We start from the raw sequence: 18,562 nt of genomic DNA on the forward strand, positions 1-18,562 counted from the left end.
CTCAGAAATATCCTTCACGCTTCTTCTTTTCCATGGAGCCGGATTGGTCGCGGTCGATGGCGCGGCCCTGTCGTTCGGAAACCGTGGCGATTTCCAGCTCTGCAATAACGTCTTCGAGGGTGGTGGCAGTCGAGCGGATCGCGCCCGTCAGCGGGAAGCAGCCGAGCGTACGGAAGCGGATGACTTCCTCGCGCTTGACCTCGCCGGGCAGCAGTTCGAGCCGCGGATCGGCGGCCATGATCATCATGCCGTCGCGCTCAACGATCGGACGCTTTTCGGCGAAATAGAGCGGCACGATGGGAATGTCCTCGGCCTGGATGTAGCGCCAGATATCGACCTCGGTCCAGTTGGACAGCGGGAAGACGCGGACGCTCTCGCCCTTGCGGATCTGGCCGTTATAGACGTTCCAGAGTTCCGGCCGTTGATTGCGCGGATCCCAGCGATGGTCCGGCGTGCGGAAGGAATAGATGCGTTCCTTGGCGCGCGAGGCCTCTTCGTCGCGGCGCGCACCACCGAAAGCGGCGTCGTACTGACCTGCATCGAGCGCCTGGCGCAGCGCTTCCGTCTTCATGATGTCGGTATAGCGTGCCGAGCCATGGGTGAACGGCGTGACGTTTTCGGCCTTGCCGCGCGGATTGATGTGTTCGATCAGGTCGAGGTCGTACTTCTTCACGATCTCGTCGCGGAAGGTGATCATCTCGGCAAACTTCCAGCCGGTGTTCACATGCAGCAGCGGGAAGGGCACGCGGCCAGGATAGAAGGCCTTGCGGGCCAGATGCAGCAGCACCGAGGAATCCTTGCCGATCGAATACAGCATCACCGGACGCTCGAATTCGGCCGCCACTTCGCGGAAGATGTGAATCGACTCGTTTTCTAGCGCCTTCAAATGCGGGTCGAGCGGCGGCTTGGTGCTCTGCGGATTGGAGAGTTCCGTATCCGGACGGCTATCAGGCATTTCTAACTCCAGAATTCAGATAGTTCCGACCGGGAGGCTGGCCGGAAGAACAGGATGTGTTGGTTCCCGGTAGGCTGGCGGCAGGTCTAGCTGCGCCTCACACCGGTGCCGGGAACCGGCGGGAGATGTCACTGTGCAGCGGTTTCCTCATGAACATGCAGGCCGCATTCGCGCTTCTCGTCGTTTTCCCACCACCAGCGACCGGCCCGCTCGGGCTCGCCCGGTTTGATGGCGCGGGTGCAGGGTTCACAGCCGATAGAGGGATAACCGCGCTGATGCAATGGGTTCACCGGCACGCTGTTGTCGGCGACATAGGCGCGGATCACGTCGATGTCCCAGTCGGCAAGCGGGTTGACCTTGATGAGATTGCGCTCGGGGTCGTATTCGGCAAAAGGCGTATCGGCACGATTGGCCGACTGGCCGCGACGCAGGCCGGTGACCCAGATCGTTGCGCCGGAAAGTGCGCGCGCAAGCGGCTTCAGCTTGCGCACGCCACAACAGGCATGACGGGCTTCGACGCTCTCATAGAAACCGTTGAGACCATATTTCTCTGCATAGGCATCGATGTCGGCCTGTTCCGGCTCGTAACGGGTGATGCGGATATCGTATTGGCTTTCGGTTTCATCGATCAGCGCCAGCGTTTCCGGAAAAAGACGGCCGGTCTGCAGCGTCGCAACTTCGATCGGCAGGCGATGATTGCCGATCTCTGCGGTGATAACCTGATCTTCGATCCCGAGGGAGGTCGTAAAGACGGCATGGCCGCCGAGGCCGGCGACCAGAGACAGACGGCCCGCGAGATCGAGCGCCGCCAACCGGCTGTTCAGCGTTCCGGCTTCTTCGATAAGATTGATGGCAGTCATGGAGAATCCTGTCCTGATATTGGACCGGAGTATCGCAGCTTGTCAGGGGGGCGGACAGAAAAATGGATTTCGAAAGCGAGGGAATAGAGAGCAAATATCTCCATGAAGCCGCGCCCATGCGGAAAAGCGACCGCCTCGGCTGTTAACCAAGACGTTTTGCCCTCTGAGGCCGGTCGGCGCAGCGGCACCGATAAGACTAGTCATATCTAAGTGCTTGCTTTAATGTCTATAGAAATAGTAGGGTTACACGCGGCTTGTCAAACGGAAATCGGAAGTGATGGCCAAAAAGATGCGGAACGCCGAATTTTGCCCTAAACTGTGGGCATAGCGATAAGAATGAAAACAAGGCTGGGTTGCCGGCACGACCCAAGCTTTTCATTATCTGCGTGTAAATGCGGGATGGAAGCTTGGTAAAAGTATTGAGAGTTCCGAAACGATGTGGCCGGATGTATCGGGTAAGCGCATCGTATGTGTGTGTAGACGGTTCGAAATGATCACTCAGAAAGCAAAATATGCGTTGCGGGCGCTGTCTGCTCTGGCTCAGGCCGAAGCGGGAGAGCCGGTTATGATTTCCGATATTGCCGCGCAGCAGAAAATCCCGAAGAAATTTCTGGAGCAGATCCTTCTCGACCTGAAACATCAGGGCATCGTCATCAGCCGTCGCGGCAAACAGGGCGGTTATCTCCTGCGCAAGCCTGCGAACGAAATCACCTTCGGCGAGATCCTGCGCATCATCGACGGGCCGATCGCGCCATTGCCCTGTCTTTCCATTACCGCCTATCGTCGCTGCGACGATTGCGACGGCGAGCAAACCTGCGAAATCCGCCACGTTTTCGCCAGGGTTGCCGATGCCACCCGCAAGGTCCTGTTCTCGACCACCATCGCCGATGCAGTGGCGCTGCCCAATACCACGGAAGTCGCTCGGCTGCTGGCTTGATGAGGCTTCGGCTGGCGGTATGCTCCTCGCCGGCTTCCTTCTCGATCGCCCGCGGAACTTACCGATCGCTCACCGTCCAGCGCGGGTTGATCCAGGGCTCCTGGTTCGATCGCGCCAGCCTTGGCTTGCCGAGAATATGGTCGGCGGCTTTTTCGCCGGTCATGATAGAGGGGCCATTGAGATTGCCGTAGGTGACATGTGGGAAGATCGAGCTGTCGGCGACGCGCAGGCCATCGACGCCGATAACGCGCGTGTCCGGGTCGACCACGGCCATCGGATCGTCCTTCGAGCCCATCTTGCAGGTGCCGCAGGGATGATAGGCGCTCTCCAGATGCTCGCGGAGGAAGGCGTCGATCTGATCGTCGGTCTGGACGTCCGGTCCGGGCTGGATTTCCGGGCCGCGATATTCGTTGAAAGCCTCCTGCCCGAAGATTTCGCGCGTGAGCCGCACGCAGTGGCGGAATTTTTCCCAGTCCTCCGGATGGCTCATATAGTTGAAGCGGATGACGGGATCGGCCTTGGGATCTGAGGAGCGCAGCGTCACAGCGCCGCGTGATTTCGACAGGTTATAGCCGACATGCGCCTGGAATCCGTGGCTCTTCGCCGCCGCCTTGCCGTCATAGCTGATAGCGACCGGCAGGAAGTGATATTGGATATCGGGCTGCTTGACTCCTGGTGCGGATCGCACGAAAGCGCAGGCTTCGAACTGGTTGGAGGTTCCGAGGCCGGATTTGAAGAACATCCATTGCGCCCCGGCAATGCCCTGCATGTACCAGGGCAGCCAGGAATACAGCGAAACCGGCTTCAGGCTGGTCTGCTGGAAATAGAATTCCATGTGGTCCTGCAGATTGGCGCCGACGCCCGGCCGGTTCACCTTCACCTCGATGCCCATCTCCTGCAGATGCGCGCCGGGGCCGATGCCTGAGAGCATCAGCAGCTTCGGCGAGTTGAAGGAGGAGGCCGAAACGATGACCTCGCGGTTCGCCTTGACGATCTCGACCTTGCCGCCGCGCTCGATCTCGACGCCGGTCGCACGGCCGTTTTCGATCACCACCTTGCGGGCGAGGCAACGGATCAGTTGGACATTCGGCCGTTTCAGCGCCGGCTTCAGATAGGCCGTCGCCGCGGACCAGCGCCGACCGGCCCATGTCGTCTGCTCCATCAGGCCGAAGCCTTCCTGCTTGCCGCCGTTATAATCCTCGGTCGCCTCAAAGCCCGCCTGCTTGCCGGCTTCGATGAAAGCGTGGAACAGCGGATTGCGGGCATCGCCGCGCCGGACATGCAGAGGACCGTCGGTCCCGCGCCAGCCCTCTTCGCCGCCATGCGAATGCTCCATCCGCTTGAAATAAGGGAGTACGTCGGCATAGGCCCAGCCTTGAGCGCCGAGCTCTTCCCAGCGGTTGAAATCCTCCGCGTGACCTCTGACGTAGACCATGCCGTTGATCGAGGACGAGCCGCCGATGACCTTGCCGCGCGGCGCGGTGATGCGCCGGTTGTTGAGCTGCGGCTCCGGCTCGGAAAGGTAACCCCAATTGTAGCGGCTCATGCTCATCGGCCAGGCAAGCGCCGCCGGCATCTGGATGAACGGGCCGATGTCGCTGCCGCCGAATTCAAGCACGATGACTGAATTCTTACCATCCTCCGACAGCCGGTAGGCCATGGCGGAGCCGGCGGAACCTGAGCCGATGATGACGAAATCTGCCTGCATTTTTGTCTCCCTGTGGCCGCCTCGATCCTTCGAGGCCCGCCTTTGGCGAGCACCTCAGGATGAGGCGGATCATCGTTCGCGCTTGCGGTTGGTCGTTCTCGACCTCACCCTGAGGTGCCGCTGTTGGCGACCTCGAAAGGCGAGGTCGAGCCCCGAGGTTGCGTTAGTAAGGTGCCTGCACCGGGCTCATCCCCACATAGACCGTCTTCAGTTCGGAATAATGCTCGAGCGCGGCCAGCGAATTTTCGCGGCCGAAGCCGGATTGCTTGGAGCCGCCGAAGGGGATTTCGACCGGGGCAAGGTTGTACGAGTTGATCCACAGCGTGCCGGCTTCGAGCTGGTCGACGACGCGATGCGCGCGGGTGAGATCGGCGGTGAAGACGCCGCCGGACAGGCCGAATTCGGTGGCATTGGCGCGAGCGATCACCTCTGCCTCGTCATCGAAATCCAGCACGCACATGACCGGGCCAAAGATCTCCTCGCGGGCGATGGTCATTTCGTCGGTCACGTCTGCAAAGACGGTCGGCTGAACGTAATAGCCTTCGCCGGCGACATTGTTGGGAATGCCGCCGCCGGCCACCAGCGTGGCGCCCTCCGCCTTGCCCTTCTCGATATAGGACAGCACCTTCTCGCGCTGCGCCCAGGACACCATCGGGCCGATTTGCGTTGCCTCGTCCATGGGGTCGCCGATCACCATGGCCTCGGTGCGGGCCTTCAGGCGCTTCAGGAATTCGGACTTGATCTTCCTGTTGACGAAGACGCGCGTGCCGTTCGAGCAGACCTGGCCGGTCGAATAGAAATTGCCGAGCATGGCCCCGCCGATGGCGCTGTCGAGATCGGCATCGTCAAAGACGATCAGGGGCGACTTGCCGCCGAGCTCCATGGTGACGTGCTTCAGGCTTCCCGCGGCGGATGCGGCGACCTTGCGGCCGGTCGGTACCGAGCCGGTCAGCGACACCTTGGCAACATCAGGGTGGTTGATGAGCAGCGGTCCGGTTTCGCGGTCGCCCTGGATGACGTTGTAGAGCCCCTTCGGCAGGCCGGCCTCGATCAGGATCTCGGCGATCTTCAGCGCGCCGAGCGGCGTGTTTTCGGAAGGCTTGAACACCATGGCATTGCCGGCGACGAGGGCAGGCGCACCCTTCCAGCAGGCGATCTGCTGCGGATAGTTCCAGGCGCCGATGCCGACGCAGACGCCGAGCGGCACACGTTTGGTATAGGCAAAATCGCCGCCGAGCGGGATGTAGGAACCGTTGAGGCCGGCTGCGGCCACGCCGCCGAAGAATTCGAAGCTGTCGGCGCCCGAGGTCGGATCGGCGACGATCGTTTCCTGGATCGGCTTGCCGGTGTCGAGTGTTTCCAGTTCGGAAAGCTCACGGTTGCGCTCGCGCATGATCTCGGCGGCGCGCTTCAGGATGCGGCCACGCGCCGTCGGGCTCATCGCCGCCCATTCCGGCTGCGCGCGCTTCGCGCTGGCGATCGCCTTCTCGACGATGGCGGGAGTTGCCGCATGCAGCCGAGCAATGACTTCACCCGTCGCGGGATAGATGCTTTCGATGGCGGTGCCATCGGTATCCTCGACATATTCCCCATCGATGAAATGCGAGGCTTTCGGCTGGGCTTTGAGGGTCATTTTATCTGTCCTTTTGAAGGGCGGCCTTTTTTGGAAAGCGGCGCGAGCAGAGCGTTGATGTAATCTTCAGTGAGCGCGATCGAAGCTTCGATGCTGATCGGCGCCGATCTCAGACTTTGACGGATATAGAGGCCGTCGATCATCGCGGCTGCGCCTTCGGCAATACGTTCTGCGTCTTCGTGCGGACACAGTGCCTTGAGGTTGGCAAGCAGATTGGAGCGCAGCCGTCTCGCGTAGATCACAAGGAAGCGGCGCGTTTCCTCGGAACGCTGCGCCTCGGCATAGAAGGCGAGCCACGCGGCAATCGTCTCCGGCGCGAATTGATCGGCCTGGAAACTGACGCGGATGATGGCGGACAGTTTTTCTCGCGGCGTCTTTGCGGCGCTCAGCTCCATCACCACGCTGTCGCGCAGCCGCTGTAAGTGACTCCGGACGGTTTCGATCAGCAACTGTTCTTTGCTGCCGAAGTAGTGATGGGCGAGGGCAGGAGATACCCCAGCCTGCTTGGCGATTTCGGACATGGTGACGGTCAGCGAGCCGTGATCGCCGATCACGCGCATCGCCGCATCCACAAGCGCCTTGCGGCGCACCGGTTCCATTCCGACTTTCGGCATATACCACCTCGGAGTTTGAGGCATTGTATTTTTGATTGACTGATCAATCAACAAAAAAGTGATGGCCGATTTGATCGACTTCTGAATCTCCTGCCGCTTTCCGAGATACATCCTGTATCATGCCCCCGGGAACGAGGAGGTGCAGTCATGGTCAATGTTCTGGATGAAGTTCCGCCATCCGCCATGCGGGACAAGTGGGGATGGTTCGTTGCGCTCGGTGTGTTTCTGCTCATTTGCGGCGGGATCGCACTCGGCAATCTCTTCATCGCCACGGTCGTATCGGTCTATTACATCGGCATGCTGATGCTGATCGGCGGGGTCATTCACCTGGCGCATGCCTTTCAGGTCCGCGGATGGGAGCATATTCTCTTCTGGGTGCTCAGCGGCCTGCTCTATACGCTCGCCGGCATTCTTGCTTTTGCCAATCCCTTGCTCGTCTCCGAAGCTTTGACGATGTTTCTTGCCATTGCATTGCTGATTGCGGGCACATTTCGCGTCTGGGTCGGCCGCAAGGTAAAGCCGGAACGGGGCTGGATATGGATCGTCATCGGCGGTGTGGTGACGGCGCTCGCCGGCATTGCGATCGCTGTCGGTTGGCCGGTCAATAGTCTCTGGATTCTTGGCCTGTTCCTGGCGCTCGACCTGATTTTTCAAGGCTGGACGCTGATGGCCTTTGGCCTCGCTCTTAGGCAGTAGCGGGCGGGTAAAGAGGGGCTAACGAACTACTACTTTTTGACAAGAGGCGTGAGCGGCGTTACTCTTTGAGGGCTTCCGTCGAGGACGGAGTGGCGCTGACTGACGTAACGGTAGGCGCCGTTATCTGGAGCATGCGTATCTATCAAGACGCGCCTTCGAAGCTCCAACGACATGCATTTGAATATATCTCCAGCAAACAGTTTTTCTTAAGAACTAAAAAAGGGAGAAATATCATGCCGATGGTAACGGTTTCCATCTCTCCGCTTCAGGCTGCTGGCATCCGCGCGGCTGTCGACACCGGAACATATGCTTCGAGCAGCGAGGTAGTGCGCGAGGCGTTGCGCATGTGGGATGCCGCGCGCAAGCGTGGTGAGATCTGCGATGTACCCCGTGCAGCCAACGATCCTGAGAGCGTGGCGAAAAGCAGCCGCTGTGTTGCCGACATGTTTGCTGATTACGAGGCGGAAAGACGCCGGCATAACTGAGCGGCGAATACAACATCCTTGACGAGATGACCGGCCGCCGCCCCTGGATAGAGGCGGCTAAGCTACGGTTAATGCCCTTTTACCATTCACGAAACTTTCACATCCGGGAAAGATTTCCTTGACGCTTGTGACGCATCTTGAGCCGAAAACGCGCCAAATCCAAAGTTTTACCCAAAACTTAGTCAAAATTCTTAAGTGGAGATGGGCATGTCCCTGACTGCCGCCATCGAGCCGGGCGTATTGCGCCGGTATGCCAGCGACCAGATTGTCATGCTTGCCAAACTCGTCATCGAAAATGCTTTCCAGGCGATTGTCGAGGTGGGTACCGGCGCGGTTTTCGGTTATGAATCCTTGATGCGCGGGCAAGAACGCATCGGCTTCGACAGCCCGATCCAAATCCTCGACGAGGCCGAGCGCACCGGCCAGCTCTTCGGCCTAGAACAGATGACAATGAGCCGGGCGCTGGCGAAGTTTGCGACCCTTGCCAATGTTCGAACCGCGACCCTCTTCCTCAATCTCGACGTCCGGCTGATCCCGCAGGGCGAAACGCTGGTCGGCGGTTTGCTGCAGCACATGAAGAAGGCCGGTATCGCACCGTCCTCCGTCTGCTTCGAATTTTCCGAGCGCTTCGACAACACCAGCGTGCCGGAATTCGGCGATCTGGTCGCCAAGCTGCGCGGCGCCGGCTTCAAGCTGGCGATCGATGATTTCGGTGTCGGTCACGGCGAGATGAAGCTGCTGTCGGACTATCCTGTCGACTATCTCAAGATCGACCGGCATTTCGTCTCCAATATCGATCGCAACGCCCGCAAGCGCCACATTCTGAGAAACCTCGTCCATATCGCCCATGTCCTTGGTACCCGCGTCATCGCCGAAGGCATCGAGACGGAGGCGGAGTTCCTGATCTGCCGCGAATTCGGGGTCGATCTTGTCCAGGGCTGGTTCATTGCCCGTCCGACGACGCTGATCAACGAGCTGAAGCCCAGCTTTCCGCATCTGCAGGATCTCGGCAAAATGGCTCGCAACAGCCAATCGCTGGACGAAATTCTCATCCGCAAGCAGATCGAAGTGCTGCCGACCATCCGCGAGAATGACAGCATCGACAGCGTTTTCGAACTCTTCCGCCGCAATCCGCGGCGGGCCTATTTCCCGGTCGTCAACGCCAATGGCGAGCCGCGCGGCATCATCCACGAATACCGGCTCAAGGAATATATCTACCAGCCCTTCGGCCGCGACCTGTTGAAGAACAAGGTTTATGAACGCTCGATCTCGCATTTCGTCGAGATGGCGCCGATCGTGGGTCTGGATTCTGACGCCGATACGCTGATGACGATCTTCGCCAATATGGAAAGCAGCAATTGTCTGATCGTCACCGAGGGCACGCACTATGCCGGCATCGTCTCGGCGGCTTCGCTGATCAAGGTCATCAACGAGAAGCAGCTCAAGATCGCGCAGGATCAGAACCCACTGACCGGCCTGCCGGGCAATCGCGCCATTCATGATTTCATGCAGAATGCCGGTCGCGACGGCGACGAGATCAGGCACTTCTGCTATTGCGATTTCGATAATTTCAAGCCGTTCAACGATGCCTACGGCTTCCACCTCGGCGACCATGCCATCTCGCTGTTTGCGGCGCTGATGCGGCGTTACTTTTTTGCCGAGCGCCATTTCCTCGGCCATGTCGGCGGCGATGATTTCTTCATCGGCGTGACCGGCTGGAATCTTGACGAATTGCGCGAGGTTCTGGATCGGCTGCTGGCCGATTTCCATGCCGACGTCTTGGAGTTCTATTCGGCCGAAGACCGCGCCGCCGGCCGCATCCGCGGGCACGACCGCAGCGGCGCGGAGACGATGTTCCCGCTGATGCGTTGCTCCATCGGCATTCTCGAAATGCCCGAAGGGCTGGTTATCGACAATATCAATCGCGTCAGCACCTCGATCGCCGGCATCAAGACAAGGGCGAAGGAAGACGAAACCGGCGTTGCCTTCCTGAGTCTGGGCGAGACTAATTGACGCCCTCCCATACCGGCTTCTTTTCAATCGGCATGCGCTAAACTATCTCCATTGCTTTGCTGGGAGAGGAGAGTGAGTCATGCCCTTGCCGTCTGAAATGCGTTTTGTGGATTTGCCGTCTTTCGGCGCTCCCGAGGTCATGACGATCGCCCGCAGGCCTCTGCCCGTCCTCAAAGACGGTGAAATCCTCGTTCGCGTCGAGGCGACCGGCGTCAACCGGCCCGATGTAGCCCAGCGCCAGGGCATTTATCCGCCGCCGAAGGACGCAAGCCCTATTCTCGGTCTGGAAGTCGCCGGCGAAGTTGTCGATGTCGCACGCGGCGTCACAGAATTCGCCATCGGCAACAAGGTTTGCGGCCTCGCCAATGGCGGCGCTTACGCCGAATATTGTGTTCTCCCGGCTGGCCAGGCATTGCGGTTTCCGAATGGCTATGATGCCGTTCGCGCGGCCGCACTGCCCGAGACCTTCTTCACCGTCTGGGCCAATCTCTTCCAAATGGCTGGCCTCACCGAAGGCGAAAGCGTCTTGATCCACGGCGGTTCCAGCGGCATCGGCACGACGGCAATCCAGCTTGCCAAAGCCTTCGGCGCCACGGTCTACGCCACTGCCGGCTCAAAGGAGAAATGCGAAGCCTGCGAGAAGCTCGGCGCGAAGCGGGCCATCAACTATAAAGAGGAAGACTTTGCCGAGGTCATCAAGGCGGAAACCGGCCATGGTGTCGATGCCGTCCTCGATATGATCGGCGCCGCTTATTTTGAAAAGAACCTGGCCTCGCTCGCCAAGGACGGCTGCCTGTCGATCATCGCCTTCCTCGGCGGTGCGGTGGCCGATAAGGTCAATCTGCAGCCGATCATGGTCAAACGCCTGACGGTGACGGGATCGACCATGCGCCCGCGCACGGCGGAAGAAAAACGCGCCATCCGCGATGATCTCCTTTCCCAGGTTTGGCCGTTGCTCGACGAAGGCACCATCGCTCCCGTTATCTATCGCACATTTGCCTTCGAAGACGTCGTCGAGGCGCACAAGCTGATGGAGACCAGCAATCACATCGGCAAGATCATGCTGAAGCTCGTTTGAGGGTCAACGACATCGCAATGGCAACGAAGCCGGGCAGGGCCATCAACGCATAGAGCCATGTGGCCGCCGACAGGCCGCCTGGGACGCCGCCGGGATCGGCAAGACCGGCGCCGTTGACGATGACGCCCGCAAAGGAAGAGCCAAAGGCGCCACCCAGCGACTGAACCGTGGAAATGGCAGCCGACGCCTTGTCCTGCTCGTCAGGGCCGACAAGGCAGATGACCTTGGTCACCAGATGCGCCCAGCCGAGACCGACGCCGAAACCCATCAGGAACATGGCGACGACAGCCGGGCCGAGCAGAATAAGATCGCCGGACGGATTATCCCTCGCCAGAAACGGGATGAGTGAAGCCGTGGCCACGGCTTCAAGTATACAGCCGACTATGATTGCAGCGCCCGCCCGGTTTCCGGAAAATGGCGCACTAAAAAAGGCGGCGAAAGTCCAACCCAGCGCGACCAGGGCGACCAGATAGCCCGAAACCAGCGGCGCCACGCCATGCAGCGTCTGCAGGAAATACGGAATATAGATATCGCTGGTCAGCACCATCATCATCGTGAACATCGTCAGATAGAGCCGGGATATCGGCTTGCTGAGCATGACCGCGCCTTGCGGCAGAAGCCGGCTCGCGCTTTTTCGCTCGACGGTGAGCATGGCGGAAACGGAAGCCACTGAAATAGCAACGAGCATGACCTTGCTCGACATATTTCCGATGGTTCCGGCGAGGCTTACCAACAAGACCGCGCCGAGCAGAAGGGCAATCTGAAGGAACGGCGTCTTCTGTTGCGCTCGATCATCCTCGACGCGCGGCAGCAGCCACGGGGCCGAGAGCGCCATAACGCCCGCCAACGGCACGAGAATGATGAAGGCCTCGCGCCAGGCGCTGCCTTGGGAAAACAGCCCGCCCAATGTCGGCCCGAGCACCGTCGCGACACCCCATATGGCGGCGTAAAGTGTTGACGCTTTCCGCCACAGCGGCTCCGGATAGACGAAACGGATGAAAGCATAGCCAAGCGCGCCCAGCATGCCGGCGCCGAAACCCTGCACCGCACGACCGGCAAGCACGACCTGAATCGCCGGCGCCATGGCACAGATCAGGTTTCCCAAGCCGAATATCAGCGCCGCCGCGATGTAGACCGTGCGCAGGCCTATGCCTCTCGGCCGTGTCGCAACGGTGATCGAGCCGAGAACGCCGGCCGCGACGAAAAGCGTGGTCATCCAGGAAAACAGCTCCAGACCACCGATATCGCGAACGACGGAAGGTGCGATCGTCGCGGTGATGTAGGATTCGACGGCATAGAGGACGACACCGCCGCCGAGCATCAAGGTTGCCGGCAGAAGCTGGGGCGAGAAGAGTGTGAAGATGGAGGTGGAGTGGGACGTATCTGCGTTCTGGATGCTCGACATCGGATGATCCTCGGCATTTTCCCTAGCGAATAATTATTTTCCAAGTTATGAATTGGAAATTACATCGTGCCGAAATTAAAACAAGAGAAAACTTGGAAAAATGCGCCAATCGCCGGCAAACCGCATTCTGATCCTGCTGAAAACCGACGGGCCGCAGCTCGCATCGACGATCGGTGGTGCGCTCGGCATATCGTCTGAAGCGGCGCGCCAACAATTGACGAAGATGGGAGAGGAGGGCCTGGTCGAGCCTGTGACGGAAGCCGCATCGGGCCGGGGGCGACCGCGGCAATTCTGGCACCTGACGGCGGCCGGCAACCGCCAATTTCCCGATGGCCATGCCGACTTGACCGCGACGCTTCTAGCGACCATGGCCGAACAGTTGGGGCAGGGTGCGGTCGATGCGGTCATTTCCGCCCGCGAAACGGAGACGCTCAAGCGCTACCGTAGCGAGATCGAGGTCACCGCCGACCTGCCGTCGCGCGTCGCCACCCTCGCCGCCATCCGCACGCGCGAAGGCTATATGGCGGATCATTGGCAGGAAGAGGACGGTTCGCTTGTGCTGGTGGAGAACCATTGCCCGATCTGCGCCGCCGCAACGGTATGCGCCGGTTTCTGTCGGTCCGAACTCGAAACGTTTCGTGCGACACTTGGGGCAGACGTGGAGCGAGAGGAGCACATCCTTCTCGGCGCGCGCCGTTGTGCCTATCGGATTCGGGCGATCTGAAGCGAAACGGCTATGTGGTCACCATGGCCATAGATTCCTGAGGCGGTTGGCAATCCCCCGCTCACCGGCTATCAGTAGCGTATCTCGCAAATCAAAGAGTGCTTCCCATCATGTCCAATCCCGTCTGTGTCGAAGTCACCCGTGGAAATCTCGTTGAAAGCCGTCATCGCGGTTCGGTTGCCGTCGTCGATGGTGATGGGACGTTGGTGCTGTCGCTTGGCGATATCGAGAGTGGAGTGTTTCCGCGCTCGGCCTGCAAGGCGATGCAGGCCTTGCCGCTGGTCGAAAGCGGTGCGGCGGATGCCTATGGCTTCGGTGACATGGAATTGGCGCTGGCCTGCTCCTCGCATAGCGGCGAGGACGCGCATGTGGCTCTGGCTGCCTCCATGCTTGCCCGCGCCGGCCGGGATGTCGGCACGCTGGAATGCGGCGCACATTGGTCCTTCGAGCAGAAAGCGATCATCCACCAGGCGCGCACTGTCGGAAAGCCGACGGCGCTGCACAACAACTGCTCCGGCAAGCACTCCGGCTTCGTGTGCGCTTGCTGCCATCAGGACATCGATCCCAAGGGCTATGTCGGCTACGACCATCCGCTGCAGCAGCAGATCCGCGTAACGATGCAAAACCTGACGGGAACGCCGCTAGGCCACGACAATTGCGGCACCGATGGCTGCTCGATCCCGAATTACGCCGTGCCGCTCAGAAGCCTGGCACATGGTTTCGCCAAGATGGCGACGGGCGTTGGCCTGGAGCCGCTGCGCGGCAAGGCCTCGCGCCGACTGTTCGAAGCCTGCATGGCCGAGCCCTTCTATGTTGCCGGCACCGGCCGGGCCTGCACCAAGCTGATGCAGGTGGCCCCGGGCCGCATCTTCGCCAAGACCGGCGCCGAAGGCGTCTTCTGCGCTGCAATTCCCGAACAAGGCGTCGCGATTGCGGTCAAATGCGATGATGGCAGCGGCCGCGGCGCCGAAACCATGGTTGCCGCCGTACTCGCCCGCTTCTTTGAAAAGGGCGGGGACGTCCATGCCGGTTTGATGGCGATGGCCAACAGGACGCTCAGCAACTGGAACGGCATCCATGTCGGCGATATCAGAGCGGCGGAAGCGCTGACGGCATAAGGCTGCTTAGCCACTATTCCGAATCTGAGATGTGCCGGACAGCGGTCGTACGGTTGAAGGCGTCGAGCCGCCCAAGCCTTGCGAATCCGCCATTTGGGCCAGCGCCAAGTCCTCCGGAAAGTCGTATAGCTCTGCCAGCCGCCGATCCAACAATGCCAGTTCCGCCTCCAAAGCCGGCCGGCGGAAATCGGGCAGCACCTGCAAGCCATATTCCAGTACGGCGCGCAGGCGGCGCGCGATCTGGAAATTTTCCGCGCCATAAAACCGAATTTCGCTGAAGGTCAATTTTACGAAATCTTCCCAGTCCGGCGTCCTGCAGATGACCCGTAGTTCTCCAGATTGGTTCAGGATCGTTTTTCCCGTTAGGTTGCGCTTACCCACGAAGCAGAGCAGGCGCTGCAACTGATCGATCGCGGGCACCGCGGTCGTCGGATCATTTATCGCCTTCGAGAGAGCCTTGATGGCAATATCCACGATGATCCTGAACGCGAATGTCGCGTCCTGTTCAAGGGTCCGTTCCGGCCCGAAGGCGATCATCGCCTTCAGGACGGATTCCTCGGGAAATCGGTTGCCGTACAATCGAAAGAGGGGCTCGCCAGATGCCACAAAATCACCGATCCTCGGGACCAATTCGATCACTGACTGCGTTTTCTCGGCCAACTTCAATAAGGCACTTTTGTTGATGGCCACGATGATGGCGGGTCGCCCCTTGTAGAGGATAGTTTTGTCGGGCCGAGTACTTGGTCTCGGATCTCTAGTAGCGGCGTCCGCTTCTCTTGTCGCCATTGTCGGAAACACGTCCTCGATGACCGCGCGACCCTGCTCGCTCACTCGCAAGACAATGCTGACCGGTCGTAGGAGACGGGCGGCATAGTCGATCAAATAAAGGAAGGCGGCGATGGACAGAAAACCCAAAAAGCCCGCGACACCTATGATGGCATGGTGGGTGTCGGTTTCCAGCCTTGCGAGTGCGCCCGTTGCGAACAGCAGCGTGAATATGAAAAGTCCGACGGTGAATCGGATGGCATTGTCGCGCAGCAAGGTAGTCGCAATGATCCGGGGCGTCAGTTGACCGCCTGCGATTTGGATCGCCACCAGCAGCGACCCAAACGTAAAGACGACGAAGGTCAGCGTCATCGTAATGATCGTTTCCAGCAGCCTCTGCGAGCCCGCAACACCCCATGGCCATGGTTCGATCCAGATTAACCACGGTTCAAATAGATAGGCCATGCGAATTGCTATGATATACATAAGTAAGGCGATGAACGGCACGAGCCATAGCGAAGATTTTATGTAGCTTTTCAAGCTATATAATCGGCTCCAGCTCATCTTTTGTTCCTCGGTATCCGAGCGGGATACCATCGCCGCATCACAGATTACGCCAAAATAGGCATATCGGTGGTTCGATCTACTACAATCAGCGAGATCCTAGCACGCGTACACTCCTGCGGCGCAGCGCCGTGAGGTGCGCCGTGCCACGCCTGCCACACTAACCGGCGTCAAGGGACGCCCGACTCTTGCCTCCGCTGTCGAGACAAAGCCATGGATGCCGGGGACCGACAGTCTTTCGCCCGCCTCAAGCCCGGACAATCCCATGCCTGCAGCCATCAAAAGAATTCCCAGTTTCCTGATCATGGTCATTGGCCACCTCCTTTGACAAAATGAGCGGGTAGTTCGTCGATATCTTTCAGTTCCTCGATGTCGGTCTTCTTGGCTCCAGTTGCGTTGTTGAAGGCGAAATCATCCGCGGCAGCGTCAGCGCCTGCTTTCCAATCCCTGATCTGGATGCTGTACTGCGGTGCCTGGTCAACCTTGTTGGCGGTGACTACATACCTGCAGGGATAGGGGTGGTCGCCTTGGGCGATCCATATCTGCCAATCAACATCCTTGTTGCGAAATGCGAGATGATCGCATTCGGTACCGCCGATCACGCCGCTGCCGAGATCCTTCACATTGACCACATCTGCGATCAATTCATTGTAGACATTGGGCAAAAGCAGATCAGCGCCGGGTACGGGTTTGTGGAGCTTTTCCCTTAATTCATCGACAAGATGCTCGACCGTGCCAGGCACCTCCATCTGCGTGTAGAGATTGTGGTTCTTGCCCAGCAGGGTGAGCGTCTTGCCGTCGAAAAGCATTTCGACATCGGCGAATCCGCCGGTCCGGGCAACGCGGATCTTGTCGGGCCTGCCGAGTTCAATGTTGCCCGAACTCGCCAGCAGCAGCTTTTGGTGGTCCTTGGTGACGACTTCGAGATTACTGTCATACGCGAACGAAATGGTCTTCTGAGCCGCCATATAGTCCGACATCGCCTTAAGTAGCGCCTTGGCTTCCGCTTCGCCAGCGCTTGCTCCCTGCGACGCTCCTATCACAAAGATCAGCGCCAGTGCCGACGAAAACGCCACTCCGGTCGACCATGTGGCCTTTCGCTCTTTTCTCCTCATCGGTGTATCCTCCTTCTGGTTGCTCATGATTGGTCATGGCGCACTGCCTGGCGGGGGCTATTTCAAATCGAGCCCGGCACCCGCGAAGAACTGGTCAATCCGGCTGGCCTATGCGCTGGTCGCTCCACATGATTTCCTCCGCGAAAAAATTCTGGTTGAGCACGTCGACGATTGGTTCGAGCTACGAATTCGCCCAAATCAAAGGTCTCAAGACCAAATCGAAACGAGCGCCGGAACTTCTTCAGACGCCATCAAGCAAAGCTTGTATCCGAGGGCACGACACCAGGAGGCCGCATAACGCAACGAATTCGTTAGCGTCGCGCGGCGTAGGCGCGAGGCCGAACCAGTCCGGACCCGCATGCCCCGGCGACCAAACCAGCCGTTCCTCCAGAAGATAGACCCCGAAGACGACATCAATTGCACCGCGCTCACCAAGATTCAGGCTTGGACGGATGCCGTAGGCAGTGACGGCGGCGTTCAACACGATTGCCACCTCGATCAGCGCGGCTCGATATCCCCGCCGCCCTACAACGAGTCGGTCGCGTAGTCGATGATCGATACGCTAAAGCACGCTGTGATACGGATACTTGTAGGAGATCGCGTTTCAGCATTTCGCGCCTCCTTCTATCCCGTGTCTCAGAGATCGAATTTGGATTATACGCGAAGCAATCGCATAGAGGGCGTATATTACTGTATTGCACGCCGCATATACCGCCCGCTCAACGCCGCGTTCAATTGCAAACAGATTCAGAAATCAGACTTTGTCCCTCCATGTCGGAGGACAACATGCGACAGCAACATGGCGCCGCCTGTTTACTACCTTGTCGGCAGATGCTGCCGCACGAGCCTGTACTCATGCCAGATCAAGCCCATGACGACCACATCGAAGGCCGTCAGCACCAGAAGCCCGATGCCATGCGTGTCGGTGAAACGGTAGAGCTGATAGACGATGAAAAGCCCCAAAGCCGCCAAAGATGCTGGATATGCCCATAGCTTGCCCCTGAGAAGGCCGATGACGAGCAGCACTTTCACCAGGCCATGGCTCAGGAGATAGTACGCATAGAAGTTCTTGGTCGCGAGGGAGAAGTCATGCGACCAGGCGAGAAGGTGAGTGGCGATGAAGTCTTTGGGATCTCCGATCAATTCCTCTTGGGTGAGTGCATTCACGAGACGAACGATCGAAGCGGTACTCACCAGCGCAAGCGCTATTCCCCCAATACATTCGATGAGCGCATGAGCGCCCTTTAGCAACACGCTGATCTCAAAGAGCTGATGAATCCGGCGTTCATTCATGCTCGATCGCAATCCCCGTCAACAATTTTGGATGAATGACCACATGGATCAAGCAGTCACACAATGGATCAATAGTTTCGCAGGCATAAGTCCAATGTTGGACCGGATCATGATCATGATCACGCAATTCGGGGTTCCACTCCTCATTCTGGCGATTGTGCTGCAATGGTGGAGTGGGGGCGCCTCCAAAACTCATGTGCGGCATGCCTGTATTGTGGCGGGGTTGTCTTTTCTTATTGGGTTAGGCGTCAATCAAATCATCCTGCTGTTCGTGCACCGGATTCGTCCATATGATGCAGGTATCACGCACCTGATTATCGATCGCTCCGCCGATTGGTCGTTTCCGTCCGATCACGCGACCGCGACGTTCGCCATTGTTGCGGCTTTCCTGCTATGTGGCCTGTGGCGGAGAGGTATCGCCTTCCTCGTTGTCGCTCTGTTGGTCTGTCTGTCCAGAATCTATGTCGGGACGCACTATATCACCGACATTCTCGGTGGCGCCGCGACAGCCATCGTTTCGGCGGCTGTTATAAACATAGCCTATCGTCAGGATTCGAAGCTGGACAGGTGGATTACTGGCCTGCTTTGAATGCATCTGT

At 59.0% G+C, this 18,562-nt stretch carries 19 protein-coding genes; 8 read left to right on the forward strand and 11 right to left on the reverse strand.

Annotation, left to right across the window (positions count from 1 at the left end; translation table 11 throughout):
• Position 1: 1 nt before the first annotated feature.
• Together cysD and GGD50_RS01760 are read right to left on the reverse strand one after the other, a co-directional pair.
• On the reverse strand, positions 2-955 hold the full coding sequence (cysD, locus tag GGD50_RS01755) for a sulfate adenylyltransferase subunit CysD (protein WP_107107410.1): 954 nt from the start codon (positions 953-955) through the stop codon (positions 2-4).
• A 128-nt stretch (positions 956-1,083) separates the two neighbouring features.
• On the reverse strand, positions 1,084-1,815 hold the full coding sequence (locus tag GGD50_RS01760) for a phosphoadenylyl-sulfate reductase (protein WP_107107411.1): 732 nt from the start codon (positions 1,813-1,815) through the stop codon (positions 1,084-1,086).
• Positions 1,816-2,305: 490 nt separating this feature from the next.
• Here GGD50_RS01760 and GGD50_RS01765 point away from each other — a divergent pair, with 490 nt between their 5' ends.
• Positions 2,306-2,752, forward strand: coding sequence for an RrF2 family transcriptional regulator (locus GGD50_RS01765; RefSeq protein ID WP_107107412.1), 447 nt, complete (start codon positions 2,306-2,308; stop codon positions 2,750-2,752).
• Positions 2,753-2,810: 58 nt separating this feature from the next.
• Here GGD50_RS01765 and betA read toward each other — a convergent pair whose 3' ends face one another.
• The 3 genes from betA to betI all read right to left on the reverse strand — a co-directional run bounded on the left by betA (position 2,811) and on the right by betI (position 6,707).
• Positions 2,811-4,460 (reverse strand): choline dehydrogenase, encoded by a 1,650-nt coding sequence (gene betA / locus GGD50_RS01770; RefSeq protein ID WP_107107413.1) that lies wholly within the window; start codon positions 4,458-4,460, stop codon positions 2,811-2,813.
• A 163-nt stretch (positions 4,461-4,623) separates the two neighbouring features.
• Positions 4,624-6,093, reverse strand: a complete 1,470-nt coding sequence (betB, locus tag GGD50_RS01775; protein ID WP_107107414.1) for a betaine-aldehyde dehydrogenase — start codon at positions 6,091-6,093, stop codon at positions 4,624-4,626.
• A complete protein-coding gene (gene betI, locus GGD50_RS01780; RefSeq protein ID WP_107107498.1) occupies positions 6,090-6,707 on the reverse strand; it encodes a transcriptional regulator BetI in 618 nt (205 codons plus the stop codon). The genes betB and betI overlap by 4 nt, the downstream gene beginning before the upstream one ends.
• 147 nt (positions 6,708-6,854) lie before the next feature.
• On the opposite strand from betI, the gene GGD50_RS01785 reads away from it, so the two are divergent.
• The 4 genes from GGD50_RS01785 (at position 6,855) to GGD50_RS01800 (ending at position 10,979) form a co-directional block, all read left to right on the forward strand.
• Positions 6,855-7,403, forward strand: a complete 549-nt coding sequence (locus tag GGD50_RS01785; protein WP_107107415.1) for an HdeD family acid-resistance protein — start codon at positions 6,855-6,857, stop codon at positions 7,401-7,403.
• 233 nt (positions 7,404-7,636) lie between these two features.
• A complete protein-coding gene (locus GGD50_RS01790; RefSeq protein WP_028750717.1) occupies positions 7,637-7,888 on the forward strand; it encodes a ribbon-helix-helix domain-containing protein in 252 nt (83 codons plus the stop codon).
• Positions 7,889-8,095: 207 nt separating this feature from the next.
• Positions 8,096-9,901 (forward strand): bifunctional diguanylate cyclase/phosphodiesterase, encoded by a 1,806-nt coding sequence (locus GGD50_RS01795; protein ID WP_107107416.1) that lies wholly within the window; start codon positions 8,096-8,098, stop codon positions 9,899-9,901.
• 79 nt (positions 9,902-9,980) lie between these two features.
• Entirely contained in the window at positions 9,981-10,979 is a 999-nt protein-coding gene (locus tag GGD50_RS01800; protein WP_107107417.1) for an NAD(P)H-quinone oxidoreductase, read from the forward strand.
• Here GGD50_RS01800 and GGD50_RS01805 read toward each other — a convergent pair.
• Positions 10,960-12,384: an MFS transporter gene (locus GGD50_RS01805; RefSeq protein WP_107107418.1), complete on the reverse strand. Its 1,425-nt coding sequence runs from the start codon at positions 12,382-12,384 to the stop codon at positions 10,960-10,962. The genes GGD50_RS01800 and GGD50_RS01805 overlap by 20 nt on opposite strands.
• 100 nt (positions 12,385-12,484) lie before the next feature.
• Between GGD50_RS01805 and GGD50_RS01810 the strand changes: the two genes are divergently transcribed.
• Positions 12,485-13,108, forward strand: a complete 624-nt coding sequence (locus tag GGD50_RS01810; protein ID WP_107107419.1) for a helix-turn-helix transcriptional regulator — start codon at positions 12,485-12,487, stop codon at positions 13,106-13,108.
• 110 nt (positions 13,109-13,218) lie between these two features.
• Positions 13,219-14,226: an asparaginase gene (locus GGD50_RS01815; protein WP_107107499.1), complete on the forward strand. Its 1,008-nt coding sequence runs from the start codon at positions 13,219-13,221 to the stop codon at positions 14,224-14,226.
• A 6-nt stretch (positions 14,227-14,232) separates the two neighbouring features.
• On the opposite strand, the gene GGD50_RS01820 is transcribed toward GGD50_RS01815, so the two are convergent.
• The 5 genes from GGD50_RS01820 to GGD50_RS01840 all read right to left on the reverse strand — a co-directional run bounded on the left by GGD50_RS01820 (position 14,233) and on the right by GGD50_RS01840 (position 17,963).
• On the reverse strand, positions 14,233-15,555 hold the full coding sequence (locus GGD50_RS01820; protein ID WP_107107420.1) for a DUF2254 domain-containing protein: 1,323 nt from the start codon (positions 15,553-15,555) through the stop codon (positions 14,233-14,235).
• A 99-nt stretch (positions 15,556-15,654) separates the two neighbouring features.
• Complete coding sequence (locus GGD50_RS32660; RefSeq protein ID WP_107107421.1) at positions 15,655-15,867, reverse strand: hypothetical protein; 213 nt, start codon at positions 15,865-15,867, stop codon at positions 15,655-15,657.
• Positions 15,864-16,670, reverse strand: coding sequence for a DUF2092 domain-containing protein (locus GGD50_RS01825; protein ID WP_107107500.1), 807 nt, complete (start codon positions 16,668-16,670; stop codon positions 15,864-15,866). The genes GGD50_RS32660 and GGD50_RS01825 overlap by 4 nt, the downstream gene beginning before the upstream one ends.
• Positions 16,671-16,911: 241 nt before the next feature.
• On the reverse strand, positions 16,912-17,154 hold the full coding sequence (locus GGD50_RS01835) for a hypothetical protein (RefSeq protein WP_146143980.1): 243 nt from the start codon (positions 17,152-17,154) through the stop codon (positions 16,912-16,914).
• A gap of 332 nt (positions 17,155-17,486) precedes the next feature.
• Positions 17,487-17,963 (reverse strand): DUF2127 domain-containing protein, encoded by a 477-nt coding sequence (locus GGD50_RS01840; RefSeq protein ID WP_107107423.1) that lies wholly within the window; start codon positions 17,961-17,963, stop codon positions 17,487-17,489.
• On the opposite strand from GGD50_RS01840, the gene GGD50_RS01845 reads away from it, so the two are divergent.
• Complete coding sequence (locus GGD50_RS01845; protein ID WP_245407434.1) at positions 17,962-18,552, forward strand: phosphatase PAP2 family protein; 591 nt, start codon at positions 17,962-17,964, stop codon at positions 18,550-18,552. The two genes, GGD50_RS01840 and GGD50_RS01845, sit on opposite strands and share 2 nt — an antisense overlap.
• Positions 18,553-18,562: the final 10 nt, after the last annotated feature.

The sequence above is a fragment of the Martinezella paranaensis genome, from assembly GCF_014200235.1.
GTDB classification, from domain to species: Bacteria; Pseudomonadota; Alphaproteobacteria; order Rhizobiales; family Rhizobiaceae; genus Rhizobium; species Rhizobium paranaense.

Coding starts and splice junctions, on each gene's coding strand:
- cysD (WP_107107410.1), bottom strand. CDS start 955: ATGCCTGATAGCCGTCCGGATACGGAACTCTCCAATCCGCAGAGCACC.
- GGD50_RS01760 (WP_107107411.1), bottom strand. CDS start 1,815: ATGACTGCCATCAATCTTATCGAAGAAGCCGGAACGCTGAACAGCCGG.
- GGD50_RS01765 (WP_107107412.1), top strand. CDS start 2,306: ATGATCACTCAGAAAGCAAAATATGCGTTGCGGGCGCTGTCTGCTCTG.
- betA (WP_107107413.1), bottom strand. CDS start 4,460: ATGCAGGCAGATTTCGTCATCATCGGCTCAGGTTCCGCCGGCTCCGCC.
- betB (WP_107107414.1), bottom strand. CDS start 6,093: ATGACCCTCAAAGCCCAGCCGAAAGCCTCGCATTTCATCGATGGGGAA.
- betI (WP_107107498.1), bottom strand. CDS start 6,707: ATGCCGAAAGTCGGAATGGAACCGGTGCGCCGCAAGGCGCTTGTGGAT.
- GGD50_RS01785 (WP_107107415.1), top strand. CDS start 6,855: ATGGTCAATGTTCTGGATGAAGTTCCGCCATCCGCCATGCGGGACAAG.
- GGD50_RS01790 (WP_028750717.1), top strand. CDS start 7,637: ATGCCGATGGTAACGGTTTCCATCTCTCCGCTTCAGGCTGCTGGCATC.
- GGD50_RS01795 (WP_107107416.1), top strand. CDS start 8,096: ATGTCCCTGACTGCCGCCATCGAGCCGGGCGTATTGCGCCGGTATGCC.
- GGD50_RS01800 (WP_107107417.1), top strand. CDS start 9,981: ATGCCCTTGCCGTCTGAAATGCGTTTTGTGGATTTGCCGTCTTTCGGC.
- GGD50_RS01805 (WP_107107418.1), bottom strand. CDS start 12,384: ATGTCGAGCATCCAGAACGCAGATACGTCCCACTCCACCTCCATCTTC.
- GGD50_RS01810 (WP_107107419.1), top strand. CDS start 12,485: ATGCGCCAATCGCCGGCAAACCGCATTCTGATCCTGCTGAAAACCGAC.
- GGD50_RS01815 (WP_107107499.1), top strand. CDS start 13,219: ATGTCCAATCCCGTCTGTGTCGAAGTCACCCGTGGAAATCTCGTTGAA.
- GGD50_RS01820 (WP_107107420.1), bottom strand. CDS start 15,555: ATGAGCTGGAGCCGATTATATAGCTTGAAAAGCTACATAAAATCTTCG.
- GGD50_RS32660 (WP_107107421.1), bottom strand. CDS start 15,867: ATGACCATGATCAGGAAACTGGGAATTCTTTTGATGGCTGCAGGCATG.
- GGD50_RS01825 (WP_107107500.1), bottom strand. CDS start 16,670: ATGAGGAGAAAAGAGCGAAAGGCCACATGGTCGACCGGAGTGGCGTTT.
- GGD50_RS01845 (WP_245407434.1), top strand. CDS start 17,962: ATGCTCGATCGCAATCCCCGTCAACAATTTTGGATGAATGACCACATG.
- GGD50_RS01840 (WP_107107423.1), bottom strand. CDS start 17,963: ATGAATGAACGCCGGATTCATCAGCTCTTTGAGATCAGCGTGTTGCTA.